This is a genomic window from Alkalibacterium pelagium (assembly GCF_900109325.1).
Taxonomy (GTDB): Bacteria; Bacillota; Bacilli; order Lactobacillales; family Carnobacteriaceae_A; genus Alkalibacterium; species Alkalibacterium pelagium.
Window position 1 is genome coordinate 87,999 of record NZ_FNZU01000009.1, and the last position, 18,943, is coordinate 106,941.

Here is an 18,943-nt window from a genome sequence, read left to right on the forward strand (position 1 = left end):
AAATTCTTATAGAAATCGGCCCATTGGAGAATATTACTTCTCCAATGGGTTTTTTACTGCATCAGACTAAGTAAATTCGGTCAGATTATGGAGTTGTCTAATTCAAGATAAGTTCAGCAGGCCCAGCCTTTTGTGATAGAACTGAAGCTGTCTTTATTAAGTTATGAGAAGGCACTGAATCAAGTGGATGCTGATTTCAAGGAGGTCATCAATCGTCACCAGATAAAGAAGACTTAGTTGCTTTATAAAATGGAATGGTGTTTAATCTAAAGAGAAAGAGACTCTGAAATAGAGTTGACTAATGAACAAGGAGAATAGCATGTATTCTAAAAAAGATTTAATGGCTTGTCTCGACCAGATGGGGATTGAAAAAGAAGGGACACTGCTGGTTCACTCGTCCTATAAAAGCATAGGAGAGGTAGATGGACGAGCCGATACAGTACTGGATGCCTTAAGTGACTATATGGCAGACGGTCTGCTTGTCCTTCCGACTCATACATGGAGATACATCAGCAAGGACAACCCAGTCTTCGATGTGAATAAGTCTCCGTCCAATGTAGGTGTTTTGACCGAACTGTTCAGAAACCGGGAGAATACGATACGCTCAGAACATCCGACTCATTCAGTAGCAGCTATGGGGAAAGAGGCGGATGCTTTTACAGCAGGTGAATATAAGCATGAGACTCCATGCGCAAGAGAGTCGGTCTGGGGGAGAATTGTTGACAGACAGGCACAAATCTTACTGATTGGTGTAGATCTGACTAGAAACACCTTTATACATGGCATTGAAGAGTGGCTGGACATCCCTGATAGAATGACTGACAATTATGAAGCTCTTTTTAGTGTCCTCAATTCTGGAGAAAAAGTTCGGGTGCCCTCACGTCGTCACTGCGGGCTGTCGTGGTCTGAGCATTTCTGGAAAGTCAATGATCTGCTTATTGAAGAAGGGGCGATGAAAACCGGTCGGTTCGGAGATGCAGAAACTAGGGTTGTAGATGCGCAGTTGACGACGGCGCTGCTGACCGAACTGCTGGAAAAGAACCCCGAGCTGTTTACGGAGAATAAGCCGCTGGAGCCTGAGTGGCGCTGTTATTTTAGAAACAAACGAATGAACTAAGCTGGAAAAGAGGCGGATTTATGAAACTGACGATCAGAAAACGAACCCTTGGAACCATCCCTCTCCTGGAAGTGGTTCAAAAATCAAATAGAAATGAGCTGCTCCCACTGATAGTCTATTATCACGGCTGGCAGTCAGCTAAGGAGCTGGTCCTGACCCAGGGAAGAAAACTGGCACAGGCCGGTTTTCGGGTCCTTCTACCGGATGCAGCCAATCATGGGGACCGATACCAGGAAATGACCCGTATCCCTTCGCTGACATTCTGGCAAAGTATCCATACCAATCTGTTTGAATTTGGCTTTATCGTCAATCACTTTAAGAAGCTTGGATTGGCTGACGACCGTATTGGTGTAGGAGGGGTGTCTATGGGGGGATTCACGACCTGTGCACTCCTGACGCACAATCCGGAAATCAAAGCTGCGGCTTGTGTCATGGGTTCTCCGAAACCGGTCGCTTACCGTGACAGAATCCTGACAAGGGCAGCAGAAATGAACCGATTTTACCCTAATGATTATGAATCGCTTCTGTCATGGATTCCTTCGTATGACTTGTCCTTGAGGCCTGAAACGCTGGCCGGACGCCCTCTTCTGTTCTGGCACGGCACGCAGGATCACATCGTTCCTTACGAAGATACGGCGGCCTTTATTAAGGAAAACCAGATTCCAAATATCAGGTTCATTAAAGAAGACGAGAAGCATCTGGTCAAAGGTCCGACAATGGATGAAATCACTTCGTTTTTTGTCAGGGAAATGGTCAGCGAATCCTGAACATCTGATCAGCAAAAAACACCTCTGTTCCCCGACCAGTGTAGTAACTGAAAGGGACAGCAGAGGTGTTTTTTATAACGATGTATGGACTAAAAGGCTGTCAGCTCCCACACGATGTGGTCGCCTTCTTCGGGAACGAAGTCCGCGGCACCCTCATTGATAGTTTCATCATTGACTTCATATACCCAGAAAAGATTTTCTTCACGAACCTGATCTATGCCTTCGATAGACTCAATAAAGCCATCATCTGTCACAACCAGATCATAGTGCTGACTCATGATATCCAGTAGAGTAGAATCGTCAGCGACATCTAGAGTATCTTCGGTAATGATTTCACCGTCGGCTACTATTGTCATGTTAATTTCTTTATCCAGGTCAGCAGTTGTCGGGTTATTGGATGCAAGTCCTGAATACCATAGTCCTAGAACTAGCAGGATCACAAAAACGGACACACCAATCAGGTATTTTTCTTTTTTATTCATTCGTTTCTCCTTTTTTTTGAGTGGAACGTTTCTTGAGAGCTGATGTATCCGCCATTTTAAAGACTCTCATACAAGCCTGGTAGAGGATGGGGAAAAAGACTGCATTTCCTGCAGCATGAAGCAGATCATAACTAAGTCCTGACAGGTAGTAGGGCAGAAGAATATTCCAGCCAATGACAGGCGCCTGTATAACTGACACTACTAGACCGTATAGAATGCCTAGAAAGGCTACGTAAATCTGCAGAAAGATAAGCGGTGTGTTCCGATGGCTGTCTTTAAACACATGAGAAAGCAGAATAAGTGCAGTAAACCCGCCAATCTGAGCCACCGTCCATGGGCCCATACCCAGATACAAGTTGGTGATGAGCACGGAGAGTAGAGCGACCGTCAGCCCCATCTTCCAGCCATAATAAAAAGTGATACATATCAGAAGAACAGTCATCGGCTGAACATTAGGAATAAATGAAAAAGTCAGCCGTCCGACAGAGACCAGACTGGTCAGTAAGGCGATCCTTGTCAGAGCATATGTTCTTCCAGAAGCCGGAGACCTGTTAAATTTTGACTGTCCAGTCATACGGCATCCTCCTTAAGAGTCAGTAATGGCTTCATCAACTAAAGCATCCATTTCAGATCCACTTTTTAACGTACTGTTTTCTATCATACAAAAGAATGCAGTGAAAGACAATGAGAAAAACGCGCCCCAGTTCATATGAAAGGGGACGCGAAAAGTTTATCTAAGGATTAATAGGCACCACGGATGTGGTCATGAACATTATTCCAGTAGAATGTGTTGAGTTTCTCCAGTTCGTCTTTAGAGAAAGGAGGCACATCGAGAGACTTGAGATTGTCGATCACTTGCTGTTCATTTTTGAATCCGGGAATGACACTGGTGACAGCTTCCTGCTGCATGACCCATTTAAGTGCAGCACGTGTCATGCTGCCACGGTCATCTCCGATCCATTTCAGCTGATCGCTCAGCTCCACCCCAGTTTCGAAGGGCAGACCGCCGAACGTTTCACCTACATTGAAGGCATTCCCATCTTTATTGAAGTTCCGGTGATCATTTTCTTCGAAAGAATGATCCTTGGAAAACTTCCCGGTCAACAGTCCACTTGCCAGAGGGACACGGGCAAGTATACCCACGCCTGTTTCCTGTGCTTTCGGAAACAGTTCTTTAAGCGGTTTTTGTCTTAATAGATTGAAGATGACTTGAAGAGCACTGGCATCTGTATGTTCAAGTACATAAAGCCCTTCTTCATCTGTTTCAACGCTCACGCCGTAACTTCGGATTTTGCCTTCCTGTTTCAGTTTATCCAGAATAGGAAAGACATCTGTATTTTTAAGCATATCCAGAGGAGCACAGTGAATCTGATACAGATCAATCTGTTCTCTGTTCAGACGCCTCAAGCTGTTTTCCAGATAGCTTCTGATCAGTTCTTCAGAATAATTGGACGGGTCATTGATGTCCCCGTTACGGATAAATTTTGTTGCAATATGAATCTTATCTTCTTTGCCTTTAGTAGCTTTAGCGAGCAGTTCTTCACTGTGGCCTCCGCCATAGACATCAGCAGTGTCAAAAAAGTTGACACCGGCGTCCATTGCACGATCAAGGCCTTTCAGCGCTTCTTCGTCACTATGTGTGCCCCAGTCACCGCCGATCGCCCATGTACCGAAGCCAAGTTCGCTGACGGATAAGCCGGAATTTCCTAATGCATTGTATTTCATTTATCTCGCTCCTCATTATTTGTGATGTATCTGTAGTATAGCACACGTGAGAGAAAGCGGTTCAGTAAAATAGGCTGTCAGTGATGATTAACTTTTAGTAAGTAAACAGATGGGGAAGCTCATGAAAGGCTGACAAATGTTCCCATTTCTGGTAAAATAGATTGGACATTTAAGAGGATTGAAAGGAGTGAAGGGGAACATGGAAGAGAATTATATCGATTTTTACAAAGGAAAAGACGAAGAAGCTTTTCTGAGTGCCTGGGAAGCCGAGCACGGGAAGCTGTCAGAAGAGGCGATCGATGAACTCTATGCAGAAATTGCCGATGCTGTTGACGAGGCAGTGAAAAAAGGAACGCATGAACTTGGGGAGCCATTCATTTATAAGAACGTAACAGTGGGACGATCTGACTTCAATACGTTCCACTCACTTTATATTTTTGAAGAGATAAAATAAGAAAACTAATTCAAAGAAGGAGGTGCTTTTTTGACTACGGAAATCATCGAACACAAACTACAGCTGCTGACTGATCTGCCAGGCTGTTATATCATGAAAAACAGCAATGCCGACATCATTTATATCGGCAAGGCCAAGAATCTGAGAAACAGGGTCCGGTCTTACTTCAGAGGCGAACATACGGGCAAGACAAAACGCCTGGTCGAAGACATTGTAGACTTCGAAACGATCGTGACCGGTTCAGACAAGGAAGCCCTTCTTCTGGAGGTCACTTTGATTCAGAAACATCAGCCTAAGTATAATATCCGGCTGAAGAGAGGAACGAGCTATCCTTATCTTAAAATAACTAATGAACGGGATCCACAGCTGGTGATCAGTTCAGAAGTTGAACAGGATGGGGGCTACTATTTCGGCCCCTACCCTGATGTCTGGGCGGCTTCCGAAACAAAACAGCTGATTCAGAAAATCTATCCATTGAGAAAGTGCAACGGTCATCAGAAAAGGGCCTGTCTGTATTATCATATTGGTCAGTGCATCGGGCCTTGCGATCATGAGGTCTCAAAAGAAGAATATGATGCTCAAATCGCCCGTATCAAGTCATTTCTGAATGGTAATGTCACAGATATCAAGCGGGATCTCAAAGATAAAATGCAGGAAGCAGCCGAAGAAATGAATTACGAGCGAGCGGCTGAGTTCAGAGATCAGATTTCCTACATTGAACGAACCGTTGAAAAGCAGTCCATTATATCAAACAATTTCACGCCACGTGACTTTTTCAATTATTACATGGATAAAGGCTGGATCTCGATCCAGGTCTTTTTTGTGCGTCAGGCCACACTAATCAAACGCGAAGCCACGATGTTCCCAATCTATGATACGCCAGAAGAAGAGCTGATGAGTTTCATGCTGCAGTATTATCAGGATAAAAATAACCAGAAGCCGAAGGAAATCTATGTACCTGAGACGGTCGATCAGGCGCTTCTTGAAGAAACGCTCGATACGAAAGTGCTGGTGCCTAAAAAAGGGCGTAAGAAAGAACTGCTTGATCTGACCGGGAAGAACAGTGAGCTTGCTCTGAAAGAGAAATTCCGTCTGATCGAAATGAAAGAACGTAAGACGACCGGAGCCATCGAGGAACTGTCTCAGGCGATGGGGCTTCCTTACATCGAACGGATCGAAGCGTTCGATCACTCGAATATTCAGGGATCCAATCCGGTATCTGCCATGGTTTCCTTTAAAGACGGGAGCCCGGACAAAACTAACTACCGAAAGTATAAGATAAAAACGGTTGTCGGAAGCAACGAGTATGCGACGACACAGGAAGTTATCCGGCGCCGCTACAGCCGACTGCTGAAAGAAAAGAAACCTCTGCCCGATCTGATCATGATGGATGGAGGAAAGGTTCAAGTTAATGCCGCCAGGGATGTTCTTCAAAATGAATTGTCACTCATGATTCCTGTCGCTGGAATGGTCAAGGACAATAAGCACCGGACAGCCGGACTGATTTTTGGAGATCAACTGGAACCGGTCATTCTCGATCCGAGGAGCCAGGCTTTTCATCTTGTTCAGCGTGTGCAGGAAGAGGTCCACAGATTTGCCATCACCTTCCACCGAAATGTGAGGAGCAAGAACAGCTTTACCAGTCAGCTTGATGACATAGAGGGTGTGGGTCCAAAAACCCGTACGAAAGTTCTGCGTCATTTCAAGTCAATGAAACGTCTGCGTGAAGCAGAATTGGAAGAGCTGACTAAGCTGGGTATTTCCAAGCCAGTCGCTGAACGGATAAAGCAGACACTTGAAAATTCAGCTACAAAAACATAATTGAGGAGTTTTAGTATGATCAGAGAAGCATCACGACAAGATGCAGAAGCGATCGTTGATTTATTTAAAGTAATTCTGACAGATATGGAACTGCCGATCATGGCTCAAGTATCATGGAAAGAACTGAGGCCGGCAATGGTTCATGCTGTTCGAAGTGAATCGTTTATTCAAGGGTACAAAAATGCCCTTCTAAAAGAGATCGATGGAGAAATAGCCGGTTTCTGCTTTTCCTACCCAGGGGGAAGTGCCGATCAGTATGAACAGCTGTCAGACTTGATATCGGCCTACAACCTCCCTCCATTTGAAACATTTATCGAAGATGAGGCTCTAAAAGGCGAATGGTATCTTGATTCCATCGTTACGAAGGATGCGTTCAGAGGAAAAGGAATTGGCAAAGAACTGATGCAGGCGGTTTATGACAAAGCGAAATCAGAAGGCTTTACAGAAGTCGGACTCAATGTCGACCACGACAATCCTCGGGCTCTGAAGCTTTACGAAGCACAAGGCTTTCAGAAGGTAAAGGAAGTTATGATCGCCGGACACCATTACGATCATATGCAGAAGCGGGTATAGACAGGAATACGGATACTAATGTGAGCTGACCGAGTGAGCAGCTGCTCAATGGACAGGACCGATTTCTAAAATAAGCCCGAAGACTGGATAAATGCAGTCTTCGGGCTTATTATAATTTCGGAGTCACTTGTTTGACCAGAGCAGCTTTTTCACTCTCAGCCAGATTGGATGCATGAAACTGAGACTGTACTTCTGCTGCTTCATATCATTCCATACTGTTGATTTATTCTGACCGTAGTGATCGAGCAACTGAGAAATGAGACAGGCTACAGGTGCGATTTTTTCATTCTGAAAATCGAGAATATAAAATTCACCCATAAATGACACACATTTTTCGATAGACAGAATCTGCTTTCCGAATCGTCTGACGGAGAAAATCTGTTTATCGTAATCCCCTGTGATAATCCAGTTGAGACGTGTGATCGTGAAGTACGGATGCGACATTCCACGAAGACCTTGACGTTTCTTTATTGTTCCGATTTTCTTTCCATCTTGAAACAGACGGAACTTAGGAAAAACTGAGAGTTTGACTTGTCTGGCTTCTATGATTCGTTTCCCGTCCATAGAGTAGACAGTCAGCTTGTCTCCGAGCCGCCCCCATTTTCCGACAATCAGGTATATTTTTTCACCTGCAGCATCTTTTACGATCATCCGGTCCTGCAAGGTCTGGTATTCTTTGTTGACAAATAGCCGAACCATTTCTATCACCTCTAGTTCGTCAAACGTGTACAGTGCTTTTATTTATTATACCACTATTACAGTGGATAGAAAAAAAAGAAAAGCTTCTCATTCCGTTCAGTATCTACAAGAAAAAGAGTGCCTCAAAAAGACACTCTCACGAGAATTACCGGTGGCGTGCTTCAGTCACAGCTGTAAGATCGTTGAGCGCTTTGACTACCGCATCGAGCTTGTTTTCCATGCGATGAAGCAGCACCAGTGAAATGAAGATAGGAAATCCTACATTAGCAATCATGTCGATCATCGCCGGAAACCAGTCAGTTCCAGACATAACAGTCAGCCTCCTTTCTTCCGTATACAGGTAATAACGGAGAATAGGGCTAAAGTGTAACCTGTATGAGAGGCTTAAATTTCCGACTGTCTGTTCAATCTATAGCCACTGTGGAAGACCGGACCGACATATTCATTGAAGGCAAAACCTGCCTGCATCGCTTCAGTCACAAAATGCTTAGCTTTTCTGATAGCTTCAACAGGATCCAGTCCTTTTGCAAGCCCAGCTGTGATGGCTGCGGCAAACGTACAGCCGGCTCCGTGACTGTTTGCAGAAGGAATCTTCCTTGCTGATAAAAGTGTAAAGGACTCGCCGTCGAAGACCAGGTCAACAGCATCTTCTCCTTCAAGGGCTTTTCCGCCTTTGATGACGACCAGTTTAGCCCCTTTGTCATAAATGATTTGAGCGGCTTCTTTCATATCGTCCAGTGAATGCAGAAGCCCCAGTTCCGACAGCTGTCCCGCTTCAAAGAGGTTCGGGGTAATGATGCTGGCAAGCGGCACCAGGTACTCCTTGAGAGCGGTCACGTTTTCCGGATTCAGTACGTCAGATTCCCCTTTGCAGACCATGACCGGGTCTACGATCAGTGGTGTTTCTGGATGCTCTTTCAGCATATCTGCAATGACTCGGGTTACTTCCGGATTAGGAAGCATCCCTGTTTTTGCGGCTGAAATAGCCGGTCCTGCAAAAGCAGTGGTCAGCTGATCTTTTACAATTTGAGCATCTATTGGTGTGACATTATGGCTCCAGCTGTTCTGTGGATCCATTGTAGCAATAACTGTCAGTGCAGCAATACCGTATGTGCCATATTCGGCAAAGGTTTTTAAATCTGCAGCAATTCCGGCTCCTCCGCTGGCATCGTTTCCGGCTATCGTTAAAGTGAGTTTCGGTTCAGACATAGTAGTCCCTCCATTTTTTATATCGTGAGTCTTATGAATATCTTGCGTTTCAATAGTACATTCCTAGTATAATAGGAGAAAGCTACTCGAGTAAAGGATAATGGCAGGCAAAAGAAGGAGAGATGTGAAAGATGGACCAACAGCGTATCAAAAAAGCAGCGGAATGGCTGAATACCAGTAAGTCCATAGCTGTAATCACTGGCGCGGGGGTGTCTACAGAAAGCGGCATACCTGATTTTCGTTCAAGCCGGGGGCTATATAATAAGCAGACAAATCTCACTACTCCTCTCGAAGAAGTTCTGAGCCATCATTTTTTCGAACAGGCACCCGATCAATTTTATAAGTTTTACAGGGAGAATCTCCTGAGAAGAGAAGCGCAGCCCAATCCGGGCCATGTCTTTCTGGCAGATCTTGAAAAGATGGGGAAAGAAGTAACGGTCATAACACAAAATATCGACAGCCTTCATCAGAAAGCTGGAAGCAGTAAGGTCATTGAGTTACATGGAAGTACCGCTCGAGTGGTATCCCGTGATGGGACGATTTATTCTTATGAGGAAGCCGTTGAATCGGAGACAGCCATGCATGTCGGGAGAGAATGGGTCAGGCCGGATGTCACTCTTTATGGAGAGATGCTCGATCCTGAAGACATCCGTCGAAGCGTAGAGGCCGTTAGTCAGGCAGATGTCTTGCTGGTCCTGGGAACAAGTCTTAATGTGTATCCCGCTGCCGGATTCGTATATGATTTTCAAGGGGATAATAGCATTCTAGTCAATAAAGGGAGGACCGGGCTCTCTTATCCATTCGGACTGAGTTTCAAAACATCTATCAGTCAATGGGCAGAAGCAGTAAAGAATGAACTGACATGATCAGCGGTTATACCTGGTATAATAGGCCTGTAAATACAGTCCGAGGTCAGATATGGAGTGTTGGAGATGGAGAATAACACGGTAAGAAATAAAATCAGTCAGTATAGACCAGAACCATTAGGCAGACAGAGAAGATTTTCTGTCTTTCTGCCACTTATTACAATTGATGGGGAGACGCACCTCCTATTTGAAAAAAGAAGTCAGAGCGTATCTCAGCCGGGGGAAACATCTTTTCCCGGAGGAGCAGTTGAAGAGGGGGAAACTTACAAAGAGGCCGCAATTCGAGAGACAGTTGAGGAACTGAATGTGAAAGAGAGCCAGATCGACATATATGGAGAAATCGATTATATCGCCACCCATACTCATATCATTCATTGTTTCGCTGGAGAACTCAAGAACTGTACACTAAAGTCTCTCCAGCCGAACGAGGAAGTGGAGTCACTGTTCACGATTCCGCTTGATTATTTCCTGACACATCAACCCGAATATCATTATGTGGATCTGATCGTGGAACACAAGGAGGATTTTCCCTTCGAACTGATATCCAATGGAGACAAGTACACATGGACGACCAGAAAGCAGGGCATCCCTTTTTATCGGCTGGATGGCCAGTATCTCTGGGGGTTCACAGCGCAGTTTACCCATCGCTTCATAGATATCATCACAGACAGCCAGACGACTGAATTTTAAGGAGAATAAATATGACTATAAAGAAACAGATGAGCTGCAATGAAACAAGGGTCGTCCAGACCCATAGAGTCCTCCCATCTGAACTGAACGGCCACCAGACTCTATTCGGCGGGAACCTGATGAGTCTGATCGACAATACGGCATCCATGTCGGTCGCAAAATTTGCCCGGTCCAATGCCCTGGTGACGGCTTCGATGGATGAGCTTCATTTTCTTCACCCAATTAAAGCCAGTCACGCGGTGAGTGTTGAAACTTATGTAACAGGTTCTGGGAGACGGTCCATTGAAGTATTTGCAAAAGTGCTGGGTGAAGATCTGGAAACAGGGGAGACCTATATCGGGGCGACCAGTTTTCTCACCTTCGTACTCGTCGGCTCATTCGAATCAGATCAGTCCCTTCTTCCTGACCTGATCTGTGAATCAGAGGAAGAGCAGAAAGTCTGCAGAGATTACACTGAAAGAAGAAAGAAACGCCTGGCTGACAAGAAACTCAATGAAGACCTGATTAAAGGATTGACACTGACGCCTCCCTGGATGAGCTGATCAAAATCATCCCAATTCCTACTTCAGTTTACCGGATCACTATTTTGCCCGGAAAAAAGCCCCTCTCCGGGCTTTGACGGTTTGTTATCGAACCGTCAAAGCAGGAGAGAGGCGAGGCGACAAGCCCTTAGTCATTTTTATAAATTTTACCACTTAAGACACGAGTGATCGCTTCGGCTACACCATTCTTACGGTTACTTGAAGTAAAGTAACTGGCAGCCTCCTTGGCTTCGGGTGCAGCATTCTCCATGGCAACTGAGTATTTTGCCCATTTGAGCATGGAGATGTCGTTGATGTTATCCCCGATAGTCATGACCTGGTCAGCTTTAAGATCCAGCTTTCTAGCCAGTTTCGCGACGGCCAGTCCTTTCTGGGCATTCTGATGGTTGATCTCAAGGTTTCGTTCACTTGATGCAGTTATGGCCAGATCTGGTACCGCCTCATAAAGCTTCTCTTTTAACGGATCCAGTAAAGTCTTTCCTTTTTTGGTATGGACCGCTACCTTCAGTACGACAAGACTCTGGTCGCTCAGAACATCGGAATAGTCATCCACATAAGTGATCGGCATCTCATCTACTCGTTTCTTAGCTGTTTCAAGTGCTTCTTCAAACGTGATATCCGGGTTCATATCTGCTAACATGGATGCGAGCATTTCTTCTCGCTGATCCTTATTATCAGAATAAATGCCTTTGGATGTCATCAGTTCTTCATGAAGTGATTCGTATTGAGAAAAGACGTCAAGCATCTGTCTGACCGTCTTTTTCTCCAAGCCGATATTGTAGAGATTTTTTCCGGTTCCGTCAAAATATTGGGCACCATTCTGTGCAATCAGTGGACAGATGATGGTGTGGTCCTTAAGCATAGGCGAAGCCATCGGGTAATCTCTACCGGTCGCGATAGCAAAATGGATGCCTTGTTCCTGCGCACGCTTGATGGCAGAGGCATTTGCATTGGATATTTCCATGTGTTCATTAAGCAGTGTTCCGTCCATATCGGAAACAATCAGTTTGATCATTAGTTTCGTCCCCTTTAATAATCTATCTTTCATATAGTATCAGTCTAACAAAAATAGAGGATAAAGGCAGATAAATTTACTCAATTGAGAAAGGAAGTTTACATATGTCGATCCCAGTGGATAATGACTGGACACCTATTTTAAAAGAAGCTGAACAGACAGCGTCCTATCAGGAATTAAGAGAGTTCTTAAAAAAAGAATACGTTAAAGGAGCCGTCTATCCTGTCATGGATGATATCTGGCAGGCATTTGAATGGACCCCTTTCAGCAAAGTCAAAGTAGTGATTTTAGGACAGGATCCTTATCACGGCAAGCATCAGGCTCATGGTTTAAGTTTTTCCGTCAGGCCTGAGGTTGGTGTGCCACCTTCTCTTAAAAATATTTACAAGGAATTGGAGAGAGATCTGGGGATCTATCCAGTCTCTCACGGGTATCTGAAAAAATGGGCTGAAGAAGGCGTGCTGCTTCTTAATACTGTATTGACTGTCCGAGGAGGAGAGGCTCACTCGCATCGTAACAGAGGCTGGGAAGAGCTGACTGATCACGTGATCAAGTCCTTGAGTGAAAGAGAAAAACCGATTGTGTTTCTTCTCTGGGGAAATGCGGCTCAGAAAAAAGAGAAGATGATTGATACCCGCAGACATGTCGTGCTTAAAACATCTCATCCTAGTCCATTGTCTGCATATCGGGGATTTTTAGGGTCAGGTGTGTTTTCAGAAACCAATCGGATTCTTAAGGAAATGGGTGACGAGCCAGTTGACTGGAGCTTGCCTGAAAACCCGAATGACTAGAATAATTTAATGGTTAAACTGTGAAAACCAATGGAAAAGTGGTATGATTAAGAATGTGGAAAAAACAAATCCTGGAGGGAAAATCAAGTGGAATTATTTGAAAGTCTGAAACAGAATATTCAAGGAAAAGATCTGAAAATCGTCTTTCCTGAAGCGACAGATGAACGTATTTTAGGTGCGGCATTACGCCTTCATTACGAAAACATCCTTGAACCAGTTCTGATCGGAAAAGAAGAAGACATTTTTGAGGAAGCAAAAGCTCATGGGTATGACCTGAAGGACATCGAAATCATCGATCCTGAAACATACGACAAGTTTGATGAAATGGTTGAAGCATTTCTTGAGCGACGTAAAGGGAAAGCCACAGAAGAGCAGGCTAGAACTCAGCTTAAAGATGTGAACTACTTTGGTACCATGCTTGTTTATCTGGACTATGCAGCTGGCCTGGTCAGTGGAGCGGTTCACTCAACAGGAGATACGGTTCGTCCGGCTCTTCAGATCATCAAGACCCGTCCTGGCGTAAGCCGTACGTCTGGGGCATTCATCATGCTACGTGGAAGAGGACAGGAAAAATACTTGTTCTCCGACTGTGCAATCAATCCTAACCCGGATGAGCAGGTCCTGGCAGAAATCGCGGTGGAAAGTGCCCGTACAGCTAAAATGTTCGGTATCGACCCTAAAGTTGCATTACTGAGCTTCTCTTCAAAAGGATCAGCTAATGCACCGGAAGCAGAAAAAGTGCGTAACGCAACAAAAATTGCGCAGGAGCTTGCTCCTGACTTAGCTATTGATGGCGAGCTTCAGTTCGATGCGGCTTTTGTTCCTGCTGTAGCCCAGCAGAAAGTACCTGAATCAGACGTAGCAGGTGAAGCAACTGTGTTTGTCTTCCCTGAACTGCAGTCAGGAAACATTGGGTACAAAATCGCTCAGCGTTTAGGAAACTTCGAAGCAGTCGGACCGATCCTTCAAGGTCTGAATAAACCTGTTTCCGACCTGTCACGTGGATGTGTCGAAGAAGATGTCTATAAGACAGCCATCATTACGGCAAATCAGGCATTGATGAACGACTAATCATACTATCAAAATAGTGTAAAGAAAACAGCTCACTCGAGCTGTTTTTTTTGGTTTAATTAGGAATCAGGTAAGATAAGTGGTCGTTACAAGGAACTACTCACTAGAGAAAATGAACAGTCAACTTATGACCTCACCTAACAAAAGTAAGATGAGCTGGAGGATGAAATTAACAAATTTACCCCTTCATATGCTTACTATTAGAAGAAGTGAAGGGTGCAATGTTATACTGTATTCGACGGTAAGCCTTTACAAATAAGAGAAAGGGAGTAGGTATATCAATGGCAGATTACATTATGGCAATCGATCAGGGGACGACAAGCACTCGGGCGATCATATTCGATAAGGACGGGGAACCAAGGTGGAGTTCCCAGAAGGAAATCGAGCAGTCATTCCCGGAACCGGGATGGGTGGAACATAATGCAAACGAAATATGGCTGAAGACACTTCAGGTCATTGCAAGCGTCATGATAGAAGCAGGTATAGAGGCAGACGAACTCGACAGTATCGGTATAACAAACCAGCGGGAAACGACAGTCATCTGGGATAAGGAGACAGGTGAACCGATCTACCCTGCAGTCGTCTGGCAGTCGAAGCAGACGTCAGATATCGCTCATCAGCTGGTTGAAGATGGACATAAGGATATGATTCATAAGAAAACCGGACTGATTGTAGATTCCTACTTTTCAGCGACGAAGATCAAATGGATCCTGGATAAGGTAGAAGGATCCAGAGAACGGGCGGAAAATGGAGAGCTGCTGTTCGGAACGATCGATACCTGGCTTTTATGGAAGCTGACAGGTGGAGAGGTTCACGCTACGGACTATTCTAATGCCAGCCGCACTATGCTTTATAATATATATGATATGCAGTGGGACTCAGATATACTCGATCTTCTGGATATTCCTGAAAGCATGCTGCCGGAAGTCAAACCGTCTTCAGGCGTATTTGGCAAGACAATGGATGCTATTTTCAAAGGTGTCAATGTGCCAATTGCAGGAATAGCGGGAGACCAGCAGGCAGCCTTGTTCGGACAGACTGCTTTTGATAAAGGGATGGTCAAGAACACCTATGGAACTGGTGCCTTCATTATTATGAATACCGGGAAAGAGCCGATTCAGTCTGAGAATGGTCTGCTGACAACACTGGCATATGGACTGGATAATGAAGTGTATTATGCGCTGGAAGGGGCAATTTTCGTTGCCGGTTCTGCCATTCAATGGCTGCGTGACGGTTTAAGAATGTTCAGAGATGCTCCTCAGTCAGAAGATTATGCTAAACGTGTAGATACAACAGACAATGTTTATGTTGTTCCTGCCTTTACCGGACTGGGTGCACCGCATTGGGACCAGGATGCCAGAGGCGCTGTCTTCGGACTGACTCGAGGAACAGAGAAAGAACACTTTATTCGTGCCACGCTCGAATCTCTGGCTTACCAGACAAGAGACGTTGTGGATGCGATGAATGAGGATGCAGGACTGAAGACAGAAACGATGCGAGTGGACGGTGGAGCCAGCATGAACGATTTCCTCATGCAGTTTCAGGCGGATATTCTGGATGTGAAGATTGAACGCTCTAAAATTATGGAAACGACCGCTTTAGGTGCAGTATATCTCGCCGGTCTGGCTACAGGATTCTTTAAAGATCTGGATGAAATCAAAGCGAAATGGGACAAATCAGCAACCTTTGAGGCTAATATGGACGAAGAGGTCCGTGAAGATCTGTATGAAGGCTGGCAGGCAGCTGTCAAGGCAACTCAGGCATTCAAATTCAAGCCGAAAAAAGTAAAAAAAGAAGAGAAAGACGTATAAAATTTAATGAAAGGAGCTGATGAACGCATGACATTTTCAGCTCAGACCAGAAAAGAGAATATAAAGAAGCTGTCATCTGATCAGGTCGATCTGCTGATCATCGGAGGCGGCATCACTGGAGCTGGACTGGCTCTCCATGCCGCTGCCCGAGGCATAAAAGTTGGTCTGATCGAGATGCAGGATTTCGCAGGAGGGACGAGCAGCCGGTCAACCAAACTTGTACATGGGGGCCTGCGCTATCTGAAACAGTTTGATGTGGAGCTCGTATCAGATGTGGCGAAGGAACGGGCTGTCATTGGAAAAAATGCACCTCATATTGTCCAGCCGAGCTATATGCTGATGCCGGTATATGATGAACCAGGAGCATCTTTTAATGAATTTACTGCAGAAGTTGTTCTCCACCTGTATGATTATCTGGCAGAGACTGATGAAGAATGGGCGCATTATATCGTTGACAAGGAAGAGGTGCTTAAAGAAGAACCTCACTTGAAAGAAGAAGGACTTATGGCTGGAGGTTTCTACCTTGACTACACGAATGACGATGCCCGACTGACAATCGAAACGATCAAAAAAGCTGACGAACTGGGAGCCATTATAACCAACTATGTTAAAGCTGAATCATTCGGTTATGATGATGAAGGTAAGATAAGAACTGTCAGAGCAATGGATACGTTGAATGAGGAGTCCTTTGACATCGATGCGAAAGTCGTGGTGAACGCCACCGGTCCTTGGTCGGATGAGACAAGAAAAAACAGGAAGGCCGATACTGAAGGCAAAATGTTCCCTACAAAAGGAGTCCATTTTGTAGTGGATCATTCTAAACTCCCTGTGTCCAGAACCATTTACACAGATACTGGACAGGAAGACAATCGTATGGTCTTCATTATCCCACGTGGCAATAAAACATATTTTGGAACGACGGACACCCCATTTGAGGGGGCGTACGAGGACCCGTCCATCACACAGGAAGACATTGATTACCTCCTGCAGACAATCAATCACCGATTTGACGGAGTATCCATAACATTGGATGATATCGAATCAAGCTGGGCAGGACTCAGACCGCTGATTCAGGATGAGAATAATGATGACCCGTCAGGCATTTCCAGAGGCCACGAAATCTTTACTGAAGAAGACGGGCTGATCACGATTGCCGGAGGAAAACTGACTGATTACCGGCGAATGGCGGAAGATGCCTGTGAAGTTATTGATAAAGCCTTTGAAGAACTGAATGTAAGGTTCGATCAGGTAGATACGAAGACTATTCCGCTTTCCGGCGGAGATGTCGAAGATCCAAGTGCATTCCAGACATTTATAGATCAGCACAGTCAAGATGGGACTGATGCCGGTCTGGATCAGGAAGACGCACGGTTCCTGGCGGACTGGTATGGGACTAATATTTTTAAAGTGTATGAACTGCTGGACAAGGCGCATACGTTCGATATGCCTTTAAAAGATGCCTTACAGCTGGCATATGGGCTGGAGCATGAAATGATTCTGTCTCCAGAGGACTTCTTTGAAAGACGGACAGATTCAATATTCTTCAATATTGACCGGGTTATTGAACTAAAAGAATCGGTTCTTGAGGTGATGCAGAAAGAACTTGGATGGAGCGAAGAAGAAAAAGAAAACTGGTCAATTCATTTGGATGAAAGAGTAAGAGAAGTATCGTTGGAGGAATTCAAAATCAAATAAAGCGAGGGATTTATAGTGGAAACGACTTTATTTCAGCAATTACTTGGCGAGTATTTCGGTACGATGATCCTCATTCTTCTAGGAGACGGGGTTGTCGCGGCGAATGTACTGAAAAAGACTAAATCTTATGACAGTGGATGGATCATGATCGGGATAGGCTGGGGGCTGGCGGTTGCTATGGCAGTTTATGCAGTAGGCTGGCTGTCCCCTGCACATATCAATCCGGCAGTGACACTTGGAATGGCTGTAGCAGGTGAAATCGGATGGGGAATGGTTATTCCTTACTCGATCGCTCAAATAGCTGGAGGGTTCACAGGAGCAGTTATAGTCTGGCTGCACTACATCCCTCACTTTAGAGAAACAGATGATCAGGCCTCTATTCTGGCTGTATTCTCCACTGGACCAGCAATCAAAGGGACGAAATGGAACTTATTATCTGAAGCGATTGCTACATTCGTTCTGGTATTCGGTCTTCTGGCCTTTACTCAAGGGGACTTTACAGACGGACTGAATCCGCTGATTGTTGGTCTTCTGATCGTGGCCATCGGTCTCTCTCTCGGAGGAACAACAGGGTATGCCATCAACCCGGCACGTGACTTGGGCCCAAGAATCGCTCACCAGATTCTTCCGATAGCGAATAAAGGAAGTTCGGACTGGGAATATTCTTGGATTCCTATCATTGGGCCATTCATTGGTGGAGCTGTCGGGGCACTCGTATTCCTCGCCATGACATTCTAAATTTTCGCGTATCTTATCACTCAGTAAAAGCCACTGCTCTCCCATATAGGGAGCAGTGGCCTTATTATGAGTGCTGAAAATCAATAAGTTACGCTGGCAAACAAAATAGCTGCAATAGATAGGCCGATCGCCGTAATGTTCATGCGTGTGGTCTGTGCTCTAAGGAAAAATCCTGCTACAGCCAGAACGATGCCTACTCCACCGCTGATCATTGCCTGGGGATCATGCCCGAAGCCTGCCAGCAGTAAGCCGATAACCCCGGCTAGAATCGCAACCCATCCTATAACTGATCCAATAGTCCGCTTCACTTCTGTTCCTCCTTACCTTCACTAGTGATAACATACACAATATCGTCTCGTATAATTTTAACATAACCCTCTCAGCTTGTGCTACACTGGTAACGATAAAAGTTGAATGTAAAAGAAAGAAGGTCACAATTATGACACTATGTTTACATAAAGTGCAATATTACGAAACAGATCAGATGCAGATCGTTCATCATTCAAATTATATCAGATGGTTTGAAGAGGCGAGGACTCATCTGATGGAAGAGCTGGGATACGGCTATCATCAGATGGAAAACGAAGGGATCATTATTCCTGTCCTGTCAGTGCAGGCTGAGTATAAAGGGATGGTCCGCTATGGAGAAACTGTCGTAATAGATGCTGAGATTAAAGAGTTTACCGGAGTAAAAATGGTCATCAGCTATGAAGTTACTGATAAGGAAACAGGAAGTCTTAAGACAACAGGTGAATCCCGACACGCGTTCCTCGATAAAGACACTTACCGGCCAATGTCACTTAAACGGAAACACAAGAAACTTTTCGACTTGTTCAATGAATTACATGAAGCATCCTTGGAGCATAGGGGGCACTGA

At 45.0% G+C, this 18,943-nt stretch carries 22 protein-coding genes; 14 read left to right on the forward strand and 8 right to left on the reverse strand.

Features of this window, described 5'->3' with window-relative positions:
• Window positions 1–319 precede the first annotated feature (319 nt).
• Together BMX79_RS08335 and BMX79_RS08340 are read left to right on the forward strand one after the other, a co-directional pair.
• Entirely contained in the window at window positions 320–1,117 is a 798-nt protein-coding gene (locus BMX79_RS08335; RefSeq protein WP_091481469.1) for an AAC(3) family N-acetyltransferase, read from the forward strand.
• Window positions 1,118–1,137: 20 nt separating this feature from the next.
• Window positions 1,138–1,884: an alpha/beta fold hydrolase gene (locus BMX79_RS08340; protein WP_091481472.1), complete on the forward strand. Its 747-nt coding sequence runs from the start codon at window positions 1,138–1,140 to the stop codon at window positions 1,882–1,884.
• Window positions 1,885–1,973: 89 nt separating this feature from the next.
• Here the strand turns inward: BMX79_RS08340 and BMX79_RS08345 are convergent, their stop codons facing one another.
• From BMX79_RS08345 to BMX79_RS08355, 3 genes are all read right to left on the reverse strand, one after another.
• Window positions 1,974–2,366, reverse strand: a complete 393-nt coding sequence (locus BMX79_RS08345) for a DUF4430 domain-containing protein (protein WP_091481475.1) — start codon at window positions 2,364–2,366, stop codon at window positions 1,974–1,976.
• Window positions 2,359–2,940, reverse strand: coding sequence for an ECF transporter S component (locus tag BMX79_RS08350; protein WP_091481477.1), 582 nt, complete (start codon window positions 2,938–2,940; stop codon window positions 2,359–2,361). Before BMX79_RS08350 ends, BMX79_RS08345 begins: the two co-directional genes overlap by 8 nt.
• Window positions 2,941–3,107: 167 nt before the next feature.
• Window positions 3,108–4,091: an aldo/keto reductase gene (locus tag BMX79_RS08355; RefSeq protein ID WP_091481480.1), complete on the reverse strand. Its 984-nt coding sequence runs from the start codon at window positions 4,089–4,091 to the stop codon at window positions 3,108–3,110.
• A gap of 199 nt (window positions 4,092–4,290) precedes the next feature.
• Between BMX79_RS08355 and BMX79_RS08360 the strand changes: the two genes are divergently transcribed.
• Genes BMX79_RS08360 through BMX79_RS08370 form a run of 3 tightly spaced genes read left to right on the forward strand, consistent with a single transcriptional unit; the run spans window position 4,291 to window position 6,939 of the window.
• A complete protein-coding gene (locus BMX79_RS08360) occupies window positions 4,291–4,545 on the forward strand; it encodes a hypothetical protein (RefSeq protein WP_091481482.1) in 255 nt (84 codons plus the stop codon).
• Window positions 4,546–4,575: 30 nt separating this feature from the next.
• Window positions 4,576–6,366, forward strand: coding sequence for an excinuclease ABC subunit UvrC (gene uvrC / locus BMX79_RS08365; protein ID WP_091481484.1), 1,791 nt, complete (start codon window positions 4,576–4,578; stop codon window positions 6,364–6,366).
• Window positions 6,367–6,381: 15 nt separating this feature from the next.
• Window positions 6,382–6,939, forward strand: a complete 558-nt coding sequence (locus tag BMX79_RS08370; RefSeq protein ID WP_091481487.1) for a GNAT family N-acetyltransferase — start codon at window positions 6,382–6,384, stop codon at window positions 6,937–6,939.
• 123 nt (window positions 6,940–7,062) lie between these two features.
• On the opposite strand, the gene BMX79_RS08375 is transcribed toward BMX79_RS08370, so the two are convergent.
• The 3 genes from BMX79_RS08375 to thiD form a co-directional block, all read right to left on the reverse strand.
• Complete coding sequence (locus tag BMX79_RS08375) at window positions 7,063–7,638, reverse strand: LURP-one-related/scramblase family protein (RefSeq protein WP_091481490.1); 576 nt, start codon at window positions 7,636–7,638, stop codon at window positions 7,063–7,065.
• Between the two features lie 145 nt (window positions 7,639–7,783).
• On the reverse strand, window positions 7,784–7,948 hold the full coding sequence (locus tag BMX79_RS08380; protein ID WP_091481492.1) for a YvrJ family protein: 165 nt from the start codon (window positions 7,946–7,948) through the stop codon (window positions 7,784–7,786).
• A gap of 74 nt (window positions 7,949–8,022) precedes the next feature.
• Window positions 8,023–8,847 carry a bifunctional hydroxymethylpyrimidine kinase/phosphomethylpyrimidine kinase gene (gene thiD, locus BMX79_RS08385; protein ID WP_091481495.1) on the reverse strand — a complete coding sequence of 275 codons (825 nt, stop codon included), beginning with the start codon at window positions 8,845–8,847 and terminating at the stop codon, window positions 8,023–8,025.
• A gap of 131 nt (window positions 8,848–8,978) precedes the next feature.
• Here thiD and BMX79_RS08390 point away from each other — a divergent pair, with 131 nt between their 5' ends.
• From BMX79_RS08390 to BMX79_RS08400, 3 genes are all read left to right on the forward strand, one after another.
• Window positions 8,979–9,713 carry an NAD-dependent protein deacylase gene (locus BMX79_RS08390; protein WP_091481498.1) on the forward strand — a complete coding sequence of 245 codons (735 nt, stop codon included), beginning with the start codon at window positions 8,979–8,981 and terminating at the stop codon, window positions 9,711–9,713.
• Between the two features lie 66 nt (window positions 9,714–9,779).
• Window positions 9,780–10,403 (forward strand): NUDIX hydrolase, encoded by a 624-nt coding sequence (locus BMX79_RS08395; protein ID WP_091481501.1) that lies wholly within the window; start codon window positions 9,780–9,782, stop codon window positions 10,401–10,403.
• An 11-nt stretch (window positions 10,404–10,414) separates the two neighbouring features.
• Window positions 10,415–10,945 (forward strand): acyl-CoA thioesterase, encoded by a 531-nt coding sequence (locus BMX79_RS08400; protein WP_091481504.1) that lies wholly within the window; start codon window positions 10,415–10,417, stop codon window positions 10,943–10,945.
• Between the two features lie 127 nt (window positions 10,946–11,072).
• Here the strand turns inward: BMX79_RS08400 and BMX79_RS08405 are convergent, their stop codons facing one another.
• Window positions 11,073–11,960 carry a Cof-type HAD-IIB family hydrolase gene (locus BMX79_RS08405; protein ID WP_091481506.1) on the reverse strand — a complete coding sequence of 296 codons (888 nt, stop codon included), beginning with the start codon at window positions 11,958–11,960 and terminating at the stop codon, window positions 11,073–11,075.
• A gap of 104 nt (window positions 11,961–12,064) precedes the next feature.
• On the opposite strand from BMX79_RS08405, the gene BMX79_RS08410 reads away from it, so the two are divergent.
• The 5 genes from BMX79_RS08410 to BMX79_RS08430 all read left to right on the forward strand — a co-directional run bounded on the left by BMX79_RS08410 (window position 12,065) and on the right by BMX79_RS08430 (window position 18,066).
• Window positions 12,065–12,751: a uracil-DNA glycosylase gene (locus BMX79_RS08410; RefSeq protein ID WP_091481509.1), complete on the forward strand. Its 687-nt coding sequence runs from the start codon at window positions 12,065–12,067 to the stop codon at window positions 12,749–12,751.
• 87 nt (window positions 12,752–12,838) lie between these two features.
• Window positions 12,839–13,822 carry a phosphate acetyltransferase gene (pta, locus tag BMX79_RS08415; protein WP_091481512.1) on the forward strand — a complete coding sequence of 328 codons (984 nt, stop codon included), beginning with the start codon at window positions 12,839–12,841 and terminating at the stop codon, window positions 13,820–13,822.
• Between the two features lie 281 nt (window positions 13,823–14,103).
• Window positions 14,104–15,633: a glycerol kinase GlpK gene (glpK, locus tag BMX79_RS08420; protein ID WP_091481514.1), complete on the forward strand. Its 1,530-nt coding sequence runs from the start codon at window positions 14,104–14,106 to the stop codon at window positions 15,631–15,633.
• A gap of 27 nt (window positions 15,634–15,660) precedes the next feature.
• The gene (locus tag BMX79_RS08425) at window positions 15,661–17,328 is read left to right on the forward strand and encodes an FAD-dependent oxidoreductase (protein ID WP_170231005.1); all 1,668 of its coding nucleotides are present in this window, start codon (window positions 15,661–15,663) and stop codon (window positions 17,326–17,328) included.
• 15 nt (window positions 17,329–17,343) lie between these two features.
• Window positions 17,344–18,066 carry an MIP/aquaporin family protein gene (locus BMX79_RS08430; protein WP_091481519.1) on the forward strand — a complete coding sequence of 241 codons (723 nt, stop codon included), beginning with the start codon at window positions 17,344–17,346 and terminating at the stop codon, window positions 18,064–18,066.
• An 80-nt stretch (window positions 18,067–18,146) separates the two neighbouring features.
• Here BMX79_RS08430 and BMX79_RS08435 read toward each other — a convergent pair whose 3' ends face one another.
• Window positions 18,147–18,374 (reverse strand): hypothetical protein, encoded by a 228-nt coding sequence (locus BMX79_RS08435; RefSeq protein ID WP_091481522.1) that lies wholly within the window; start codon window positions 18,372–18,374, stop codon window positions 18,147–18,149.
• A gap of 131 nt (window positions 18,375–18,505) precedes the next feature.
• On the opposite strand from BMX79_RS08435, the gene BMX79_RS08440 reads away from it, so the two are divergent.
• On the forward strand, window positions 18,506–18,943 hold the full coding sequence (locus BMX79_RS08440; protein ID WP_091481524.1) for an acyl-CoA thioesterase: 438 nt from the start codon (window positions 18,506–18,508) through the stop codon (window positions 18,941–18,943).